The organism is Microbacterium sp. NPDC056569 (assembly GCF_042793475.1).
Taxonomy (GTDB): domain Bacteria; phylum Actinomycetota; class Actinomycetes; order Actinomycetales; family Microbacteriaceae; genus Microbacterium.
The window spans coordinates 14682-33385 of sequence record NZ_JBHTUV010000012.1 but is presented as its reverse complement, the minus strand read 5'-3'; the positions used below and the strand labels follow the sequence as shown (position 1 = coordinate 33385).

18 protein-coding genes are annotated in these 18704 nt (G+C 70.7%); 6 read left to right on the top strand and 12 right to left on the bottom strand.

The window, feature by feature from the left end; genetic code table 11:
* Positions 1 to 28 precede the first annotated feature (28 nt).
* Positions 29 to 352, bottom strand: a complete 324-nt coding sequence (locus ACFQ7C_RS14700; protein WP_378902547.1) for an ArsR/SmtB family transcription factor — start codon at positions 350 to 352, stop codon at positions 29 to 31.
* Positions 353 to 368: 16 nt separating this feature from the next.
* On the opposite strand from ACFQ7C_RS14700, the gene ACFQ7C_RS14695 reads away from it, so the two are divergent.
* Positions 369 to 833 carry an SRPBCC domain-containing protein gene (locus ACFQ7C_RS14695; protein WP_378902544.1) on the top strand — a complete coding sequence of 155 codons (465 nt, stop codon included), beginning with the start codon at positions 369 to 371 and terminating at the stop codon, positions 831 to 833.
* Between the two features lie 40 nt (positions 834 to 873).
* On the opposite strand, the gene ACFQ7C_RS14690 is transcribed toward ACFQ7C_RS14695, so the two are convergent.
* Both ACFQ7C_RS14690 and ACFQ7C_RS14685 read right to left on the bottom strand, forming a co-directional pair.
* Positions 874 to 2064, bottom strand: coding sequence for a glycosyltransferase (locus ACFQ7C_RS14690; RefSeq protein ID WP_378902541.1), 1191 nt, complete (start codon positions 2062 to 2064; stop codon positions 874 to 876).
* A gap of 287 nt (positions 2065 to 2351) precedes the next feature.
* Positions 2352 to 2837 (bottom strand): MarR family winged helix-turn-helix transcriptional regulator, encoded by a 486-nt coding sequence (locus tag ACFQ7C_RS14685; RefSeq protein WP_378902538.1) that lies wholly within the window; start codon positions 2835 to 2837, stop codon positions 2352 to 2354.
* A 91-nt stretch (positions 2838 to 2928) separates the two neighbouring features.
* Here ACFQ7C_RS14685 and ACFQ7C_RS14680 point away from each other — a divergent pair, with 91 nt between their 5' ends.
* Complete coding sequence (locus tag ACFQ7C_RS14680) at positions 2929 to 3504, top strand: NADPH-dependent F420 reductase (RefSeq protein WP_378902535.1); 576 nt, start codon at positions 2929 to 2931, stop codon at positions 3502 to 3504.
* A gap of 36 nt (positions 3505 to 3540) precedes the next feature.
* On the opposite strand, the gene ACFQ7C_RS14675 is transcribed toward ACFQ7C_RS14680, so the two are convergent.
* From ACFQ7C_RS14675 to ACFQ7C_RS14665, 3 genes are all read right to left on the bottom strand, one after another.
* Positions 3541 to 4638: an ABC transporter permease gene (locus ACFQ7C_RS14675; protein WP_378902532.1), complete on the bottom strand. Its 1098-nt coding sequence runs from the start codon at positions 4636 to 4638 to the stop codon at positions 3541 to 3543.
* Positions 4635 to 5642, bottom strand: coding sequence for an ATP-binding cassette domain-containing protein (locus ACFQ7C_RS14670; protein WP_378902530.1), 1008 nt, complete (start codon positions 5640 to 5642; stop codon positions 4635 to 4637). Before ACFQ7C_RS14670 ends, ACFQ7C_RS14675 begins: the two co-directional genes overlap by 4 nt.
* Before the next feature lie 139 nt (positions 5643 to 5781).
* Positions 5782 to 6792 carry a glycerophosphodiester phosphodiesterase family protein gene (locus tag ACFQ7C_RS14665; protein WP_378902528.1) on the bottom strand — a complete coding sequence of 337 codons (1011 nt, stop codon included), beginning with the start codon at positions 6790 to 6792 and terminating at the stop codon, positions 5782 to 5784.
* Positions 6793 to 6948: 156 nt separating this feature from the next.
* Between ACFQ7C_RS14665 and ACFQ7C_RS14660 the strand changes: the two genes are divergently transcribed.
* Positions 6949 to 7869 (top strand): Bax inhibitor-1/YccA family protein, encoded by a 921-nt coding sequence (locus ACFQ7C_RS14660; RefSeq protein ID WP_378902885.1) that lies wholly within the window; start codon positions 6949 to 6951, stop codon positions 7867 to 7869.
* Between the two features lie 122 nt (positions 7870 to 7991).
* Positions 7992 to 8411 carry a hypothetical protein gene (locus ACFQ7C_RS14655; protein ID WP_378902526.1) on the top strand — a complete coding sequence of 140 codons (420 nt, stop codon included), beginning with the start codon at positions 7992 to 7994 and terminating at the stop codon, positions 8409 to 8411.
* A 115-nt stretch (positions 8412 to 8526) separates the two neighbouring features.
* On the opposite strand, the gene ACFQ7C_RS14650 is transcribed toward ACFQ7C_RS14655, so the two are convergent.
* A complete protein-coding gene (locus ACFQ7C_RS14650; RefSeq protein WP_378902523.1) occupies positions 8527 to 11652 on the bottom strand; it encodes a S8 family serine peptidase in 3126 nt (1041 codons plus the stop codon).
* A 218-nt stretch (positions 11653 to 11870) separates the two neighbouring features.
* Here ACFQ7C_RS14650 and ACFQ7C_RS14645 point away from each other — a divergent pair, with 218 nt between their 5' ends.
* On the top strand, positions 11871 to 12209 hold the full coding sequence (locus tag ACFQ7C_RS14645) for a helix-turn-helix domain-containing protein (RefSeq protein ID WP_378902520.1): 339 nt from the start codon (positions 11871 to 11873) through the stop codon (positions 12207 to 12209).
* Positions 12210 to 12262: 53 nt separating this feature from the next.
* A complete protein-coding gene (gene ligD, locus ACFQ7C_RS14640) occupies positions 12263 to 13507 on the top strand; it encodes a non-homologous end-joining DNA ligase (protein WP_378902517.1) in 1245 nt (414 codons plus the stop codon).
* On the opposite strand, the gene ACFQ7C_RS14635 is transcribed toward ligD, so the two are convergent.
* The 5 genes from ACFQ7C_RS14635 to ACFQ7C_RS14615 all read right to left on the bottom strand — a co-directional run bounded on the left by ACFQ7C_RS14635 (position 13459) and on the right by ACFQ7C_RS14615 (position 18665).
* On the bottom strand, positions 13459 to 14082 hold the full coding sequence (locus ACFQ7C_RS14635) for a ClpP family protease (protein WP_378902514.1): 624 nt from the start codon (positions 14080 to 14082) through the stop codon (positions 13459 to 13461). The genes ligD and ACFQ7C_RS14635 overlap by 49 nt on opposite strands.
* Positions 14079 to 14708 (bottom strand): ClpP family protease, encoded by a 630-nt coding sequence (locus ACFQ7C_RS14630; RefSeq protein WP_378902511.1) that lies wholly within the window; start codon positions 14706 to 14708, stop codon positions 14079 to 14081. The genes ACFQ7C_RS14635 and ACFQ7C_RS14630 overlap by 4 nt, the downstream gene beginning before the upstream one ends.
* Before the next feature lie 420 nt (positions 14709 to 15128).
* The gene (locus tag ACFQ7C_RS14625; protein WP_378902508.1) at positions 15129 to 16514 is read right to left on the bottom strand and encodes a glycosyltransferase; all 1386 of its coding nucleotides are present in this window, start codon (positions 16512 to 16514) and stop codon (positions 15129 to 15131) included.
* 70 nt (positions 16515 to 16584) lie between these two features.
* Entirely contained in the window at positions 16585 to 18168 is a 1584-nt protein-coding gene (gene guaA / locus ACFQ7C_RS14620; protein WP_378902505.1) for a glutamine-hydrolyzing GMP synthase, read from the bottom strand.
* Entirely contained in the window at positions 18165 to 18665 is a 501-nt protein-coding gene (locus ACFQ7C_RS14615; protein ID WP_378902502.1) for a DUF3817 domain-containing protein, read from the bottom strand. The genes guaA and ACFQ7C_RS14615 overlap by 4 nt, the downstream gene beginning before the upstream one ends.
* Positions 18666 to 18704 lie beyond the last annotated feature (39 nt).

Sequence of the window (18704 nt, the reverse complement as noted above, 5' to 3'; positions counted from 1 at the left end):
AACCAACGAGCACCCCCCGACCCGCGGATCAGTCGCCGAGACGGTCGAGCAGGTCGACCGCGGCGCGTGCGTAGTCCCCGATCCAGCGGTCGTGGATGCGCTTGATCGGCACCGGCGCCAGCGCCAGGTGGCGTTCGCGCCCGATCTTCCGCCCGGTCACGAGCTCCGCCCGTTCCAGCACGCGCAGGTGCTGCAGCACCGTCGTGCGGTCGACTTCGGGAAACCGGGCGCACAGCGCGCCCGTCGTCAGCGGCTCCTGCTTCAGCGCGTCGAGCATGCGGCGGCGCAGCGGCGCGGCGAGCGCTTTGAACACCAGGTCGTCGTCGGACCCCTTGTGCTCAGCATCCATCATGTTATAAACCTACAACATGTCTGAAGAACTCACCGCGCTGTCGTTCACCGTGTCGGGGCGGGTGGCACGACCCGTCGCGGAGGTCTACGAGGCCGTCGCCGACCCGGAGCAGCTCTCGCGCTACTTCACGACCGGAGGAGCGCGCGGCCGCCTCGAGCAGGGCGCCGATGTCACGTGGGACTTCGCCGATTTCCCCGGCCGCTTCCCGGTCACCGTGGTCGAGTCCGACCCGCCGCGACGGCTGGTCATCCGGTGGGAGGCGCGGGCCGGCGTCGAGGCCGAGACCACGACCACATTCGAGTTCGAACCCGTCGACGACGGCGCGCGCACGCTGGTGACCATCACCGAATCCGCCTGGCAGGCGAACGCCGACGGCGCGAAGAGTGCATTCGGCAACTGCGAGGGCTGGACCGGCATGCTCGCAGCCCTCAAGGTGTGGGTCGAGCACGGCATCAACCTCCGCGACGGCTTCTACGCCTGACGCGGCACGTCACCATCGTGTGCCGGCGCGCGCGTCCCGCTCAGGCCGCGAGGCGGCGGCGCTCGGCGAGGCTCTCGATCGCCAGGCGGTACTCGTCGATCATCCGGCCGCGCGACAGGCCCGGGCGGGCGGCGAGCGCGGCGTCCCGGTAGTGGTCCCGATCGCGCAGAACCGCGTCCCAGGCGGACGCGATGGCGTCGGGGTCGCGCGGAGTCACGAGCCCGAACCTTTCGACGCTCCGGGCGGCGTCGCCGACGTCGGTGGTGACGGGGGTCGCCCCCGCGGCAGCGCCCTCGAGCAGGCACAGCGGGGAGGCCTCCCCGTAGGCGCTCGTCAGCGCCACGACGTCGGCGATCCGGTAGAGGGCCGGCATGTCGCTGCGGATGCCCAGGACGTGCACGCGATCGGCCGGGGCCGCAGCATCCGTGATCAGCGAAGCGAAACCTGCGTTGTCGCAGGTCATGCCGGCGCCGCACAGGACGTAGTGCGCATCGGGGTGCGCCGCGGCATGACGCGCGGCTGCGCGGAGGAAGAGCCCCGGGTCCTTCATCTCGTCGAACCGGGCCGCGAGCAGGATGACGGGCGCATCGAACGGGATGCCGAGCCCGGTGCGCAGCGCGGCGGTCTCGGCCGCGTCTGTCGCGGGCGCGAACACGTCGGTGTCGATGCCGTTCGGCACCACGCGACGATCGAGGCCGAACGGCAGGTGCTGCGCGTACGCCTCGTCGGTCGACCGCGCACACGAGATCGTGGCGGTGAGGAGCCCCGTCTCGGCCGCTTCGCGGAGCCACCCGAGCGCGGACCCGGAGTGCGACGGATCGGAGCGGTGCAGGCACGCTGCGACCGGCACGGACGGCATGAGCCCGTGCGCGCGCAGCGCGAGGAGCAGGCCGAGGGGCTGCTCCTTGAGCGAGAGCACGACGTCGGCCTGTGCGATCGCCTCGGCGGCGCGGTGGAGGTCGAGCTCGCGGAACGACGACGGATCCATCGGTTCGGCGCCCGCCGTGCCCCCGAGCGCGGTGATCTCGACGCCGGCGCCGGCGAGCCGTCGATAGCGGGGGTCGTCGTGGGCGGACTGGACGGTGGCATCTCGTCGCGCCTGGGCGGAAAGCGACAGCACGGCGTGGGACTGCTCGCGGCCGGCGTGGAGCCCCGCGACGACATCGGAGTGGAGGATCCGTGCCCCACCGGCGAAGAAGCCTTCGTAGAGCGACAGCACGCGAAGGGTCATGTGGCACCTCTCGGGTGGAGGGACGACGGACGAATCGGATGCCGGAACCTTCGTTCCGGCCGGTCACTGTCGGCACCGGTGCCGGTCGATCCATCGTCGGGGCCACGCGCCCGCATGTCGATGAACGGACGGGGTGTATCGGGTGAATGCTCGACGCACGTGCGGGGTCCTCGCGTTGCGCGTCCGCGTCCTCCCCGCGTCACTATCGCGTGCTCTCACCGAGATCACCCGATCCGAACGCGAATAACGGGTGCTCTCGGTCAGACCACCCGATGCGAACGCGCCGGTCAGCGCGGTCGGCTCGCGGCCATCCGCCCGTCGGGGTCGAGCCGGCCGAGCACGGCTGCGGTGATCCCCCGCAGCTGCTCCGCCTGCTCGGGCGTGATGACATCCAGCAGCACATGACGCACGGACTCGACATGCCCCGGGGTGGCGTGCAGCACCTTGCGGCGCCCGTCGGCCGTGATGACGGCGTCGGTCGCGCGAGCGTCGGCCGTGTTGCGCTCCCGTCGCACCAGGCCGCGTGCTTCGAGCCGCGAGATCACGTGCGACAGGCGCGGCAGCGTCGCGTTCGTCATCGACGCGAGCTCCTTCATCTGGAGGCGATGATCGTCGGCGTTCGACAGCATCGACAGCGCGAAGTAGTCGAAGTGCGTGAGGTCCTCATCGCGCAGCAGCTGGGCGTCGAGCTCGCGCGGAAGCAGTTCGAGGAGTGCCGCGAACGGCACCCACGTGTCCTGCTCCTCCGCCGTGTAGAACCGCGGCCTGTCCATTCTCCGATTCTAGGAATAGTTGTGGCGACAAGCGAGTTGTCATCAGCAGATGCTTGAAGCTACAAGCAATTCGTCCGACAGGAGAACAGCCATGACCACGATCACGATCTTCGGAAACGGCAACATGGGCCAGGCCATCAGCGGTGTGCTCGCCCGCGGCGGCGCCGACATCCAGCACATCGGCAGCGCCGACACCGGCGCCACCGTGAACGGCGACATCGTCGTGCTGGCGGTGCCGTACCCGGCACTCGCGCAGATCGCCGCCGCCTACGGCCCCCAGCTCGCCGGCAAGACGGTCGTCGACATCACGAACCCCCTCGACTTCTCGACGTTCGACGCCCTCGTCGTGCCCGCCGGCAGCTCGGCGGCCGCGGAGCTCCAGTCCGCTCTGCCCGAGTCGAGGGTGCTGAAGGGGTTCAACACGAACTTCGCCGCGACGCTCGTCAGCGGTCGCGAGGGCGACGCCACGACCACCGTACTCGTCGCCGGCGACGACGACGCCGCGAAGACCGGGCTCATCACCGCCATCACCGCCGGTGGCCTCGAAGCCGTCGACGCGGGCGCACTCGCCCGTGCTCACGAGCTCGAGGCGATCGGCTTCCTCCAGCTGACCCTCGCGGTCGGCGAGCAGATCGGCTGGACCGGCGGCCTCGCGCTCGTGCGCTGAGCCCGGTACACCGAGCGCAGCCCGACCTCCGCTCTCCTATGCGATGCGCGTCCCCGCCGGCAGACGGCCGGCGGGGGTGCGCGTCCGCGCCCACGCCCACCACATCAGGCCCGCCGCGAGCAGGAGCTGCAGCGCCATGCCGACGAACCAGCTCGGCGTGGACCGGTCGATGATCTCCTCGGGGGTGGGTCGGAAGTCCTCGAGCGGCGGCGCGCAGTCGTCCCAGCGCTGCTCGAGCTCGGGCGGCTGCTGAGCCGCGCGGACGCCGAACTTGATCTGACCGAAGAGGTCGTTCGGGTTGCCGTTCTCGTCGTACTGCGTCGGCGTCGCGTCGGCCAGGATCACGAACGGGTTCGCCGCGAGCAGCCACCACACGTGGTCGAACCGCGGGACCTCGTACGTCGACGTCTGCCACTCGCCGCAGCGCACCTCGACATCGTCGTCGCACGGATACTCGTCGCTCGGCGTCTCGCCGGGCATGCACGGGAACGTGTCGCCGGTGTACTGGTCGTACTCGATCGAACGGTAGTGGTTGGTCACCACCGACCTCGTCGTGTAGCCGACGAGGGTGAAGGCGATGAGCGTGCCGATCACGAGCGCCGCGACGACCAGGTAGGTGGTGGCCACCGAGAACAGCGGTCGCGACAGGATGCCGCTCAGCGCGACGCCGATCGCCGCGATGACGCCGACCTCGAACACCAGCACGAGCAGCGACACCGCCATCGTGCCGGGCGCTCCCCCGCCGACGACGGTCGCCAGCACGAGGAACGGCACCGCCACCGCCACGAACGCGAGGCCGGTGACCCAGGCCGCCAGGAACTTGCCGATGAGGATCTCGAGGGTGGTCGCCAGCGTGACCTGAACGGGTGCGAGGGTCGCGGCATCCCGGTCGCCGTTGATCGCGTTGCCGCTCAGCGTCGGCGACACCAGCACCACGAGCAGCAGGGTGATGTAGACGATCGTGGAGTAGATCGCGCCGCCGGGCTCGTCGACGGCACCCCAGGCGAGGAACGACAGCGACGTCACGAAGACGAGCAGCAGCCCGAACACGCCGAGCAGCACGTACCAGGCGACGCTGCGGGTGCGCTGCGTCAGCTCGAGGCCGACGATGGTGCCGAGTCGCTGCGCGTTCACGACGTCGCCTCGCTCTCGTCCGTGCCGGCGGTCGGCGGCGGTGGCGGCGCCTGGGGCGGTCGCCCGTCGCCGAGGTCGAGGAAGGTGCGCTCGAGAGCGCCCTGCGCCGCCGCGAACTCGACCACCTCGAGTCCCGCGGCGACGAGGTCGCGCAGGGCCGCGGCGGCATCTTGCTCCGACGCGAACGACGCCATGACGTCGCGGCGGTCGACACCCAGGCTCTCGGCGGGAACCTGCAGCGCGGCGGCCACGCTCGCGCGGGAATCGGATGCCTCGGCCCCGGCGAGCCGCACCCGCCACGGCCGTGCGCGGCGCGACGCCGCCTCGACGCGGGCGGGGTCGACGGTCACGCCGCCCATGAGGAACACGGCGTCGTCGACCACCTCCTCGAGCTCCGACAGGATGTGGCTCGACACGAGCACCGTGCGCCCTTCGGCCGCGAAGCGCCGCAGCAGCAGCCGCAGATCGATGCGCGCCTGCGGGTCGAGACCCGACGCCGGCTCGTCGAGCAGCAGCACCCGCGGCTCGTGCACGAGCGCGCGCGCGAGTCCGAGTCGCTGCTTCTGCCCGCGCGAGAGCACGCGAGCGGGCGCGTTGCCGAGATCGACGAGGCCCACTTCGGCAAGGAGCGCCTCGGCGCGAACGGATGCTGCGGCCTTCGGCATCCCGTACAACCGCGCCGTCACCGCCAGCGTCTCGCGCGATGTCAGCGAGCCCCACGCGCCGAGCGCGTCGGGCATCCAGCCCAGCAGTGCCCGGGCGGCCTGCGGGTCGGTCACCGGGTCGACGCCGTCGATGCGGATCGAGCCCGCGTCGGGCGCCAGGAGCGACGCGAGCATGAGCAGCAGCGTGGTCTTGCCGGAGCCGTTCGGCCCGACGAGGCCGGTCACCCTGCCTGCGTCCGCTCGCAGTGTGATGTTGCGGACGGCCTGCACCTCGCCGAACGCGCGCCGCACGCCCTGGACGACGATGCCGGGCTCGGCGGTGATACCGGGGGTGGTCACGGGCCCACCCTAGCGACATGGGAACACGGTTCCCCGGATTCAGTGCCTGGACTCGCGAGAGGGTGGGTCTCCGCGGATGCGGCGTGCGGAAATCCACCCTTTCGCGATTCCAGGGTGGTCGTTCGGACGCGAACGGGGCTCAGGGGCGGAAGAACGCGACACCCAGATCGGGGTGGTCGACGAAGACACCGTCGACGCCGGCGTCCCGGATCACGCCCCACTCCGACTCCCAGTCGCCGAACGAGGCGGGGCCGCCGCGGGTGCGGAACTGGCCGATGAGGAAGCGGTTCTCGGGGCGGCAGGTCCAGGTGAAGACCCGCAGGCCGCGTTCGTGCGCGTCGGCGACGACGCGCGACGGCCCGGCGGTGCGCCCGAGCCGGTCGGGGCGGAGGATCGTGCGCTTGTCGACGCTGATCCCATCCACACGTCCGACGAGGCCGTCGAGCCCGGCGGGCGCGGCGGTCTGCCGGTACGTGAGCGCGGCCTTGCCGTGTGCGCTGAACAGGTCGAACGGGCGCCCCGCGTCCTCGAGCAGATACACGTACGACCCACGGATGCCGCGTTCCTGAAGCCCGAACAGCACGGTCGACTCGAACGCCTCGATCGTGAGCGGCAGCTCGCCGTCGGCCCAGCCCGCCTCGCGCAGCTCGGTGTCGACCAGCTCGGCGACGTCCCACCCGATCGACGCGAAGTACGTCGCGTGCTTGATCTCGAGGACGACGCCGATCTCGCGCCCCCGCTCGAGCGAGGCCTCGCGGGTCTGGTCGAGCACGTCGCGCAGCCGCAGCACGGGCTGCTCGTCGTCGAAGCTCGCGCTCGTCGGGCGCAGCCCGGCGATGCGCTCGCGACAGCGCAGCGTCGCGAGCTCGTCCCACGTGAAGTCCTCGGTGAACCAGCCGCTCAGCTCGACGCCGTCGACGAACTTCGTCGCGTGGCGGTCCGCGAACTCCGGGCGGTCGGCGACATCCGTCGTGCCCGAGATCTCGTTCTCGTGCCGCACGACGAGCACGCCGTCGCGCGACACGACCACATCGGGTTCGACGGCGTCGACGCCCATCTCGAACGCGAGGGCGTACGACGAGCGGGAGTGCTCGGGCCGGTACCCGGGCGCGCCGCGGTGCCCGATGACGAGCGGAGTTCGGCGCGGCACCGTCCCAGCGTAACCACGAGCCCGCCTCCAGCCCGGGGGTGCAGCATCCGTTCATAGTCAGCTCACAGCACGAACCCGTGCCCGGTCACGGCCGGTCGGATAGTGTTGATCAACAGCATCGTGCTGGGATTCCCTTGACATTGGAGTGTGAGAGCAGTGGCCCTCAACAACCCCGCGTTCAACAACCCGGCCTTCCAGGACCCGAAGGCCGTTCAGACCTACCCCGGTGGTTCGCAGGCGGCGAACCTGGGCGGGCAGACGCAGTTCGCGACGGCGCAGCACGCCGGGACGGATGCTGCGGCCCAGGCCCACCTCGAAGGCATGTACGCGGCACCGTCCGCGGGTGCCGCCGAGACCGGCCGCATGTCGTACGAAGACACCATCTGGAAGACCGTCGGCCTGTTCGCCGTCCTCCTGGTCTTCGCCGCCATCGGCTGGGTGTGGACGCTCGGCGGCACGTCGGCGACCTCCCCGAGCCAGATCTCGATCCTCCCCTGGATGCTCGGCGCGCTCGGCGGGTTCGTCCTGTCGCTCGTCGTGATCTTCGGTTCGCGCAAGAAGATCCGTCCCGCGCTCATCTTCGGCTACGCGGCCTTCGAGGGTCTCTTCGTCGGTGGCATCTCGGCGTTCTTCGAGGTGCAGTGGGAGGGCATCGTCCTGCAGGCGACGCTCGCGACCCTCTCGGTCGTCGGCGTGACCCTCGCGCTCTTCGCCAGCGGCAAGATCCGCGCCTCGAAGAAGGCCACGAAGGTCTTCCTCATCGCGATGGTCGGCTACCTCGTGTTCTCGCTCATCAACATCGGCCTGATGCTCTTCAACGCGCCGATCGCGGGCGGTGCTTTCGGTCTGCTCAGCCAGCAGTTCATGGGCATCCCGCTGGGGCTCATCATCGGCGTGCTCGTGGTCATCATGGCCGCGTACTCGCTGGTGCTCGACTTCGACAGCATCCAGCAGGGCGTGCGCAACGGCGCCCCGCGCGCCTACGGCTGGCTCGGCGGCTTCGGCATCATGGTCACCGTCGTCTGGCTGTACATCGAGATCCTCCGAATGATCGCGATCGTGCGCGGCAGCAACTGACGCCCAGCGCTTCACACGAACGGCCGTCCGGTTCTCCGGGCGGCCGTTCTGCTGTGCGTTCGCTCCGGATCCCGGCACCCGACGCCGGCCGCGCCTAGGCTGATGCCGATTCGAGGAGTGGCATGGCTCGACGACTCGCGACGGTGGGCGCGGTGGCGCTGGTGCTCTGCCTCGCCGGATGCTCAGGAGAGCCCATGACCGAGCCGACTCCGTCCCTCCCGCAGCCTTCGGCTTCGGGCGAGCCGCCACTGGACCCGACGCCGCGCGGCCCGATCGCGCCGACAGGTGAAGCCGTTCCGGTGCCACCCGCCCGCTGGGATGCGATCGTCGCCGATCTCGCCGAGCGCGACGTCGCCGGGACTCCCGAACTCGTGTCGTCCCACGCCGTCACGTGGAACAACGGTGCGCTCGGATGCCCGTCGCCGGGCGTCTCGTACACGCAGGCGCTGGTCGACGGCATGCAGGTCGTCGTCACCGTCGACGGGCAGACCTACGACTACCGGTTCGGGACGACGGACACCCCGAAGCTCTGCACCCGCTGAGACGGGCTCTTCCGGTGGCGGGGGGCCGCAGCATCCGTCTCCCTCCGCACGAAGAAGTGGCGCCCCGCCTTACGACGGGACGCCACCTCTGCCGGTTGCGATCAGATGCGCCGGGCTACTTGGCCTTGACCAGGATCGCCTCGCCCGCACCCGCCGCGTTGTCCATGACGACGACCATGACTCCGCGCGGCTTCTGCTCGGCGAACGCCGCGGCATCCACCGCGACCGGCACCGGGATGGTGCCGCCCACCGGCACGGATGCCGACTGGCTGTTACCGAGCGCCGGCGCGAACGGGTTGTACGTCGCCGTGCCGTCCATCGCATCCGAGCCGTCATTCACGATCGACGACGCCTGCACGGCGTAGTCGAACGTGCCCGCCTCCTCGGTGAGCCCGAGGTCGGCCGCGAACACGGGCAGCAGGATGGTGCTGCTGTCGGTCGGTGCCGAGGCGTTGAAGCCGGTGGCGTACGTGATGCCGGCCGCCACGTCGTAGGCGAAGACCTGCGCGATGCCGTTCACCGAGCCGGTGGTCACGAGACCGCCGTCGGCGGAGAACACGATCCAGTCGGGCTCTCCGTCGCGGTCGGTGTCGACGTGCACCTCGTACTGGTTGCTCGCCGCGTTCGACCACCGGTTGTGGGTGTTGAGCGCGAAGACCACCAGCTGGCCGTACTCCTCGCTGTACAGGAACGAGCGGACGCCCGCGGCGCGCAGGTCGTAGCCGGTGTCGGCGAACGACTTCGGCGCATCCTTGCGGTCCTCGAGGCCCCACGTGTAGAACGACGCACCTCCGGTGAAGGCGCCCTTCTTGTTCGTGAGGACGACCGAGGCCTCGCCGTCGACCGGCTGCGACTTCTTGGTCACCTTGAGATCGCCCTTGGCCGAGACATCCGTCGTCGCACGCGGAACAAGCAGGTACGGAACGCGCAGCGTGTCGGCCGCCGACGTGAACACGACGTCGCCCGAGAACTCCGAGAACGCGAAACCGCCCGTCGTCGAGCTGCCCGCGGCCGAGGCCGCCGCGCTGAGCGTGACCGTGACCTTCGCCGACCGGCCGGCGGGCACGGTGACCTGTGCCGGGCTGACGGTGACGGTGGCTGCCTCGGACTGCGCGGAGGCCTGCGACGTGGCGTTGTAGGTGACCGCCTCGCTGCCGTAGTTCGTCAGCGTGACGGTCTTCTTGCCCTGGAACGTGTCGGCGCTCTCCTGGAACCCGAAGCTCAGCGCCGTCTCGCGCAGGCGCCCGTCGTTCGTCTTGAACGAGTCGCCGGTGGCGGTCACGTTCTGGGCGACCGCCTGAGCGGGGTCGACGAGGCCGACGCCGCCGCGGACGGGGTTCTGGCCGGCGACCTCGTCCGGGTCGGCCGTCGCCACGAGCACCGACGACACCTCGGCCGCCGACCATGCCGGGTGGGCCTGGACGGCGAGCGCCGCGACACCCGCGACGTGCGGAGCCGCCATCGACGTGCCCGAGATGGTGGCCGGACCGCTGCCGGTGCCGACGCCCGTGGACACGATCGACACGCCGGGAGCGGCGACGTCCACGCCGAGCGCGCTGTCGCCGCTGCGAGGCCCGCTCGAGCTGAACGACGCATAGCCGCGGAAGCCCGGGTTGGCGAGCGGGGTCTCGACGACGGTGGCCGGGAGGTCGTCGACGAGCTTCGGCCCGTCGGATGACCGCACGCCCAGGAACGGGATCGTGACGGTGTACTGCTCACCGGTGTCGGGGTTCTCGGTGATCGTGCCCTCGAACGGCGGGAAGTCGTTCGTCGAGTTGATCATCACCGCCGCCGCCGCGCCGGCCTTCTGCGCGAAGACCGCCTTCGCGACGCGCGCGCACGTGCCGCGGGTCGAGACGGCGAGCTGGTTGCCGCCCGGGGTGACACCGGCCTTGGTGTACGCAGCGGTGGAGCAGCCCAGCGCCTCGTTCTCGCCCGGAGTGGCGGGGTCGTCGGACAGGCGCACGACGGTCATCGACGGGAGTCCGGTCAGCACCGCGCCGTTGGCGTTGATCGCCGGGATCGCGACCCCGTCGACGGTGATGGTCGCACCCGGGAAGCTCTCGGTGCTGTCGACGGCCGCCACGCTGACGACGCCGTTGCCGTTGCCGGCGAGGTAGGGGCTCGGCCCCTCGTTGCCGGCGGACTTCACGACGACCACGCCGGCGCCGACGGCGTTGGCCGCGGCCACCTCGTCGGCGTCGTCGCCCCGGCCGAACGGCGAGCCGAGCGACATGTTGATGACGTCCATGTCGTTGTCGACCGCCCAGTCGATCGCGGGCACGACCACGTCGGTCGAGCCGCCGCAGCCGAAGACGCGGAGCGCGTACACGTCGGCCTCCGGCGCGACGCCCGGACCGATGTCGAACGTCTGGGCCGGCGTGCTCGCGTCGTACGGACCGGTGTAGGTGTCACCGCCCGCGACGCCGCTTCCCGCGGAGGTGCCGGCGACGTGGCTGCCGTGCCCGTTGCAGTCGAGCGGGTTCGCGTCGGGCATGGGGACGGGCTGGTAGTCCTCCGAGTCGGGGTCGGCGTTGTACGTGTCGCCGACGAAGTCCCACCCGCCCTTCACGCGCGGCGCGTCGGGGCCGAACTGCGCCGGATCCGCCGGCTGCGTCTCCGCTGCCCGCGCCGCGGCGTAGGCCTCGGTCGTGCCGATGCCGCCGAAGTTCGCGTGCGTGTAGTCGACGCCGGTGTCGATGATCGCGACCTTGATGTTCTCGCCGGTGTAGCCGGTGTCCTGCCAGACGTCCGGAACCCCGATGAACGGGACGGAGACGGCGTTGTCGAGCGTATAGGTCTTGACGGGGTGCACGGCGACGACGTTGGGGAGTTCCGCGACCGCGTCGACCTGGTCGGCCGGGATCGACACCTGGATGCCGTTGTACGCCGACTGCATCTTGGCCTGGATCCGGCCGCCCTTGCTCTCGAGCGAGCCGCCGATGGCGTCCTGAGCCGTCTTGAGCGACTGCTTGATCGCGGAGCGCTCGGACTTCGAGAGCTTGCTGCCCTTCTTGGCCTCGGCGACGGCCGTCGGGTCGCCCGCCATCTCGACGATGACGGTGACGCGTCCGTCGGCGCCGACGCTGTGCGGGCGGAAGCTCGTGCCGACGGGTCCGTGGGCGTCGGATTGCTCGAGTTTCGGTGTGGGGTCGTCTTCTGGTGCCGCGGCCATGGCCACGGTGGGAGTCGCGATCGTCAGCGCGAGCGCGCCGATGACCGCCAGGGGACGTCGGAACAAGGGGGAGCCTGCTTTCTCGTGTGTGGGGAACAGCGAGGGTCGTGAGGGGGACGTTAGGTGGGATTAACCAAAACGTCAACAGGAAACTCTCAGGTTGAGCAGAGAACTCAGCCTCCGGGCCGGCGGCTGGTCGAAACGATGCATGTCGCTCACCCCGCTGCTTCTGCTGTGAGCGGAACGGCTCGCGGTGGGCGACGCCGTCGCCTTATCGTGACGCCATGGCTGAGATCATCCCGCTGCCTGCGACGTCGCGGCGCCCTCCCCGCGAGCCGGAGCCGCTCTGGCGCGATGCGCTGGGCGAGCGGCTGCGCAGCCTTCGCCACGAACGCGGCGAGCGCCTCGCCGACACGGCTGACCGCGCCGGAGTCTCGCCGCAGTACCTCTCCGAGATCGAGCGGGGCCTCAAGGAGCCGTCGAGCGAGATGATCGCGGCCGTCGCCGGCGCTCTCGAGGTGACGCTGATCGAGCTGACCGCAGGCGTCGTCGACGACCTCCGCTCGCGCGCGACCGAGCGCGCGGTCGTCGGATGCTGCGTCGCCTACGCCCTCGCCGCCTGACGGGTCGGCTGTCGCCCCTGGTCGATGTCGTGGTGCGTCGCTAGCCTGGCCGGGTGACGCCCGCCAAGCCGGAAGCCGAGATCCTCGAGATCGACGGGCACGAGGTGCGCATCTCGAGCCCCACCAAGATCGTGTTCCCCGAGCCGGGGATCACCAAGCTCGACGTCGTCCGCTATTACCTCGCCGTCGCCGAGGGGGCGCTCCGCGGTGCGGGCGGTCGCCCGATGGTGCTCAAGCGCTTCCCGAAGGGCATCGACGCCGAGCCGTTCTTCCAGAAGCGCGTGCCCGAGAACCACCCCGAGTTCATCGACACGGCGACCCTGCAGTACGCGCGGGGCACGTCTGCCGAGGAGGCGGTGATCCGGGATGCTGCGGGCCTCGCCTGGGTGGTCAACCTCGGCTGCCTCGACCTCAACCCGCATCCCGTGCGCGCCGAGGACCTCGATCATCCCGACGAGCTGCGGATCGATCTCGACCCGATGCCCGGCGTGGACTGGTCGCAGATCGTCGACGTCGCGTTCGTCGCGCGCGAGGTGCTCGACGACGTCGGGCTGGTTGGCTGGCCGAAGACGAGCGGGTCGCGAGGCATGCACATCCTGGTGCGCATCGCGCCGGACTGGGACTACAAGCAGGTGCGCCTCGCGGCCGAGACGCTCGCGCGCGAGGTCGAGAACCGCGCGCCGGGGCTCGCCACCGCCCGGTGGTGGAAGGAGGAGCGCGGGGAGAGCGTGTTCGTCGACTTCAACCAGAACGCCAAGGATCGCACGGTGGCATCGGCATACTCGATCCGCCCCCTGCCGGATGCGCGGGTGTCGACCCCGCTCGACTGGGACGAGGTGCGGTCCCGCCGCCCCGCGGAGTTCACGGTGCTCACGGTGCCCGGCCGGTACGCCGAGATCGGCGACCCGCACGCGGGCATCGACGACGCGGTGGGCACGCTCGATGGGCTGCTGCGGCTCGCCGACGAACTGGGCCCGGCCGAGAAGCCGCCGCGCGGCGGCGACGGATCGGGCCGACGGCAGTCCACGATGCCGCTCATCGAGATCGCCCGCACGAAGGCCAAGTCCGAGTCCGTCGCCGCGCTCGACGAATGGATGAAGCGGCACCCGTCCGTCGCCGACCAGCTCCACCCGGCCGACGTGATGATCGACGGGATGCGGGGCTCGAGCTCGCTCTGGTACCGGGTGCGCGTGAACCTGCAGCACGTTCCCGAGTCCGAGCGCCCGCCGCAGGAGGAGCTCCTCGCCGACTACGACCCGTGGGAGGGGAAGGTCTGGCCAGGGGCGCCCGGCCGGTAGAGCACGGCGTCTGCGAGGCCGTAGGCCACCGCGTCGGCGGCGGTGAAGACGCGGTCGCGGTCGGTGTCGGCACGCAGTTTCGCAGCATCCTGTCCGGTATGCCGCGCGAGGATCTCCTCCACCTCGCCGCGCACCCGCACGAGCTCGTCCGCCTGGAGGATGAGGTCGGGGATCGCGCCCCTCCCCTTCCCCGCCGGCTGGTGCAGCACGATGCGCGCGTGCGGGAGGACCGATCGCTTGCCGGCCGCGCCCGCGGCGAGCATCACCGCGCCGACGCCGATCGCCTGCCCGACGACCGTCGTCGCCACGTCCGGCCGCACGTGCTGCATCGTGTCGTACACCGCGAGCATCGCCGACGGGTCGCCGCCCTCGCAGTTGATGTAGAGCTGGATGTCGCGATCCGGGCTGTCGGCGTCGAGGTGCAGCAGCTGCGCGATGAGCGCGTTCGCGACGCCCGCGTCGATCCCTGTGCCGAGATACACGACGCGCTCGGCGAGCAGGTGCGAGTAGACGTCCATGATGCGGTCGCCTCGTGGATGCTGCGCCACCACGTTCGGGATCGTGTACGAGCTCATGCCGCCACATCCGCGGGTCCGAGCCCGAGTCCCGCGGGCCGTCTCCGACGTGGCACCACCTGGGCGAAGGACTCCACGATCCCATCGATGAACCCGTAGTCCCGCGCCTGCGCGGCCGTGTACCACCGGTCGTGCAGCGAGTCCTCGAAGATGCGCTCGACGCTCTGTCCGGTATCCGCGGCGATGATTCCCAGCACGGTGTCCCGCATGTGGCGCAGGTCGTCGGCCTGCACCTCGACCTCGACCGCCGATCCTCCGATGCCCGCGGAGCCCTGGTGCATCAGGATCCGCGCGTGCGGCAGCGCGCGCCGCTTGCCGCGGGCGCCGGCAGACAGCAGGAACTGCCCCGCGCTGCACGCGAGGCCCAGCGCCAGGGTTGCGACGTCGTTGGGGATGAGGTTCATGACGTCGCGGATCGCGAGCATCGACGGCACCGAGCCGCCGGGCGAGTGGACCCAGAGGGCGATATCGGATGCCTCGTCCTCCGCCGCGAGCGCCAGCAGCTGCGTCGCGATCAGGGTGCCGTTGTCGTCGTCGAGCGGTCCGTCGAGCACGAGGACGCGCTGGTGGAACAGCTCGCGCCGCGCCTCGGCCCCGAACTGGGGGATCTTGCCTTCTTCAGCCATGCCCCCAGCCTGCGCGCCGGCCGGGGTCTCAGCATCCGTTTCCGCTCCCGGCGGCTCTGCCGTCGGCGGAACCCCGCTGGTGCCTCAGCGGCGTCCCCGGGGGCCGTCGGGTCGCACGACCGCGTCGTGGGCGAGGACTTGTCTGTGGGCCGATGAACTTCCGACTCACACGAACACGAACCACACCCACACGACGATGAACCTCCGACTCACACGAACACGAACCACAGCCACACGACGATGAACTTCCGACTCACACGAACACGAAACACACCCACACGACGATGAACCTCCGACTCACACGAGGAGTCTCCGTAGCCGAAGAGGAGCCGAGTGAGCCGGAAGTTCATCGACCGTAGGAGACAGCACCGTCGCTGATCCGCGCACCCGTACTCGGCCGACCGGGCAGGGCAACCCCACTCAGATGCGACGCGAGGGCCGCTCGACAGCCGACCGCAAGGCCGCGACGAGAGCGGGGCGCACCGCGCCGGGGGCGAAGGCCGTTGCAGCGGAGCGCGCCCGCGAAGACAGCTCAGCACGGTGGTCGTCATCGCGCAGCACGGCGATGATCGCGTCGGCGAAGGCGTCGACGTCGCCGGGGGGCACGACGATGCCGGCGTCGGCGATCGCCTCGCGCGGGCCGTACCGGGCGTCGAACGAGACCACGGGCAGGCCGCGCGCGAGCGCCTCGGCGATCGACAGCCCTTGCCCCTCGAAGGCGGTGGACGTGACGAACAGCGCGGCACGGTCGAAGATCGCGTCGCGATCGGCGGTGGCTCCGTGGAGCGTCACGGATGCTGCCACCCCGAGCTCGTCGATCAGCTCCTGCAGCTCCTGCCGCAGCGGACCGTCGCCGTAGATGTCGAGCCGCGCCTCGGGCACGGCCTCGGCCACGCGCTCCCAGGCCCGGATCGCGAGGTCGACGCGCTTCTGCGGAGCGAGCCGGTTGAGCATGACGACCTGGCGCGGATCACGCGCTGCCGCACCCGGTGGCTCCGTGCCGAGCTCGATCGTGTTCGGCACGACGTGGAACGTGCCGGGGTCGCCGAACCGCGCGGCGACCTCGTCGCGCTGCGCCGCGGTCGGCCACAGCACCGCGTCGTATGCGGCAAGCGTCGGCAGCCAGCGGTCCCACAGGCCGCTCACCGGCGCCGCGGGGTCGTCGTGCGGCGCGGGCAGGTGCGAGTTGTGGACGGTGTGCACGAGCCGCACCCGCGGTGCGTCCCACCCCACGAGCGCCTCACCGATCTGCCGCGATTCGCACACCACGACGAACAGTCGCGCGGGATCACCGGCGGCCGCCCGGCGCTCGTCGGCGATCGCTTCCAGCCATGCGATGTACAGACCGCGGAAGCCGCGCAGCACTCGATCCCCGCCCGCCGCGTGCGCCACCACTGCCACATCGCGAAGGTGCCACTCGGGATCGTTCTCGAACACGGGAAGCGAGACGACAGGCCGGGACGCAGCATCCGTGATCGTCCGATAGGTCACGCCGGGCGTGCGCCCGCCGGGCTCTCCGACCCGCTCGAGCCACTCGCCACCGGCGAGCAGCTCGTCGAACAGGTTGCGCACGCGCGAGGCGTCGGGCACGTGGCCGCCGTCGACGAACGCCTGCCGCTGCGCCGCATGCGCCTCGGGGGACTGTCCGTCGACGCTCAGCAGGAGCGGCTCGCGAGCACCGGCTGACTCGAGCAGGCGCAGCCGCGCGGGCACGGCGACGGCGAACCCGCCGTCGAGCCCCAGTGCGACGCGGCTGCCGAGAACCACGTAATCGGCATCGGGCAGCGTGTCCACGGGGTCCGTCACCCGTCCATCCTCCCGTACCGGATCGGAGATGACGGATGCCTCGGACCGAAATCCGAGGCATCCCCCACTGCTACTCCCACTCGATCGTCCCCGGCGGCTTCGACGTGACGTCGAGCACGACGCGGTTGACCTCGCGCACCTCGTTGGTGATGCGGTTCGAGATCTTCGACAGCACGTCGTAGGGCAGGCGCGTCCAGTCGGCGGTCATCGCGTCTTCAGACGAGACCGGACGCAGCACGATCGGGTGGCCGTAGGTGCGGCCGTCGCCCTGCACGCCCACCGAGCGCACGTCGGCGAGCAGCACGACCGGGCACTGCCAGATCTCGCCGTCGAGGCCGGCGCGGGTCAGCTCCTCGCGGGCGATGGCGTCGGCATCGCGCAGAATCTCGAGGCGGTCAGCGGTGACCTCACCCACGATCCGGATGCCGAGGCCGGGGCCCGGAAAGGGCTGGCGGCCGACGATGACCTCGGGCAGCCCGAGCTCGCGGCCGATGGCGCGCACCTCGTCCTTGAACAGGGTGCGCAGCGGCTCGACCAGCTCGAACTGCAGGTCCTCGGGGAGGCCGCCCACGTTGTGGTGGGACTTGATGTTCGCGGTGCCGGTGCCGCCGCCCGACTCGACCACGTCGGGGTAGAGCGTGCCCTGCACGAGGAAGCGGATGGGCTCGCCGTCGGCCTCGGCCTCCGCGACGAGCGCGGCCTCGGCCTGCTCGAACGTGCGGATGAACTCGCGGCCGATGATCTTGCGCTTCTGCTCGGGATCGCTGACACCGGCGAGCGCGTTGAGGAACTGCTCACGCGCGTCGACCGTGACCAGGCGCACGCCCGTCGACGCGACGTAGTCCTGCTCCACCTGCTCGCGCTCGTCCTTACGGAGGAGCCCGTGGTCGACGAAGATGCAGACCAGCTGGTCGCCGACGGCCTTGTGCACGAGGGCCGCGGCCACGGCGGAGTCGACGCCGCCCGACAGGCCGCAGATGACGCGGCCGGAGCCGACCTGCGCCTGGATCTTGGCGACCTGCTCGGCGATGACGTTGCCGCTGTTCCAGTCGGCCGGAAGCCCCGCCGCCTTGTGGAGGAAGTTCTCGATGACCTGCTGGCCGTGGTCCGAGTGCTTGACCTCGGGGTGCCACTGCACGCCGTAGAAGCGGCGCTCGTCGCTGCCGAACGCCGCGACCGGAGTCGCGCCCGTCGACGCGAGCACCTCGAACCCCTCCGGAGCCTTCGCGACCTGGTCTCCGTGGCTCATCCACACGTTCTGCTCGGCCGGCTGACCGCCCAGCAGCACGCCGCCGTCACCTGTGACCGCAGCATCCGTCGCTCCGTACTCACGGAGTCCGGTGTTCGCGACCTCGCCGCCGAGCGCCTGCGCCATGACCTGGAAGCCGTAGCAGATGCCGAGCGTGGGCACGCCGAGGTCGAAGACGCCCGTGTCGAGCGCGGGGGCGCCCTCTTCGTAGACCGACGAAGGGCCGCCGGAGAGGATGATGCCCACCGGGTTCTTCGCCGCGATGTCGGCGGCGGTCGCCGTGTGCGGCACGATCTCGCTGTAGACGCCGGCCTCGCGCACGCGGCGGGCGATCAGCTGCGCGTACTGCGCGCCGAAGTCGACGACGAGGACGGGGCGCTGCGAGGTCTCGGTTTGTTCGGTCAACGCTTGTTCTCCGTCGGGATCGCGTGGGTGAGGGTCGAGTGCCCGGCCTGGGAGTGCAGCTCGGCTGCCTCACGCTCGGCCAGGTAGGTCTTGACGTCGCGGCCGACGCGCGCCTCCATGAAGAACGAGAGGAGGGGCACGATGCCGCCCGCGGCCAGCATGCCCAGACGCAGGAGGTTCCAGCGCATGAGACTCCACACGCGGAAGCAGGAGATCAGGTACACGACGTAGAACCAGCCGTGCGCGACGAGGATGCCGAGCGACAGGTTGAACCCGTCGCCGGTCGACTCGAGGCCGGAGGCCGTCTCGACGACGGGGGCGAACCACAGGAACCCTCCGGAACCACCGAGGAACAGCTCGTAGCCGAGCCAGTACTTCGCGACCATCTCGGCGACGAGCAGCAGCAGCATCGTGCCCGTGATGATCGAGCAGATCTGGTAGAACTTCAGGGCTCCGCGGATCGCCGGAAAGGAAGCGAGCTTGGGGGTGCGGGGCATGACCCCCAGTCTACCCGCGGCATTGTGCCCGGATTCCTG

Excerpts from the sequence above, each read along its gene's own strand:
- ACFQ7C_RS14685 (WP_378902538.1), bottom strand. The coding sequence starts at position 2,837 with ATGGACAGGCCGCGGTTCTACACGGCGGAGGAGCAGGACACGTGGGTG.
- ACFQ7C_RS14645 (WP_378902520.1), top strand. The coding sequence starts at position 11,871 with ATGGCTGAGATCATCCCGCTGCCTGCGACGTCGCGGCGCCCTCCCCGC.
- ACFQ7C_RS14690 (WP_378902541.1), bottom strand. The coding sequence starts at position 2,064 with ATGACCCTTCGCGTGCTGTCGCTCTACGAAGGCTTCTTCGCCGGTGGG.
- ACFQ7C_RS14655 (WP_378902526.1), top strand. The coding sequence starts at position 7,992 with ATGGCTCGACGACTCGCGACGGTGGGCGCGGTGGCGCTGGTGCTCTGC.
- ACFQ7C_RS14615 (WP_378902502.1), bottom strand. The coding sequence starts at position 18,665 with ATGCCCCGCACCCCCAAGCTCGCTTCCTTTCCGGCGATCCGCGGAGCC.
- ACFQ7C_RS14695 (WP_378902544.1), top strand. The coding sequence starts at position 369 with ATGTCTGAAGAACTCACCGCGCTGTCGTTCACCGTGTCGGGGCGGGTG.
- ACFQ7C_RS14680 (WP_378902535.1), top strand. The coding sequence starts at position 2,929 with ATGACCACGATCACGATCTTCGGAAACGGCAACATGGGCCAGGCCATC.
- ACFQ7C_RS14700 (WP_378902547.1), bottom strand. The coding sequence starts at position 352 with ATGATGGATGCTGAGCACAAGGGGTCCGACGACGACCTGGTGTTCAAA.
- ACFQ7C_RS14635 (WP_378902514.1), bottom strand. The coding sequence starts at position 14,082 with ATGAGCTCGTACACGATCCCGAACGTGGTGGCGCAGCATCCACGAGGC.
- ACFQ7C_RS14630 (WP_378902511.1), bottom strand. The coding sequence starts at position 14,708 with ATGGCTGAAGAAGGCAAGATCCCCCAGTTCGGGGCCGAGGCGCGGCGC.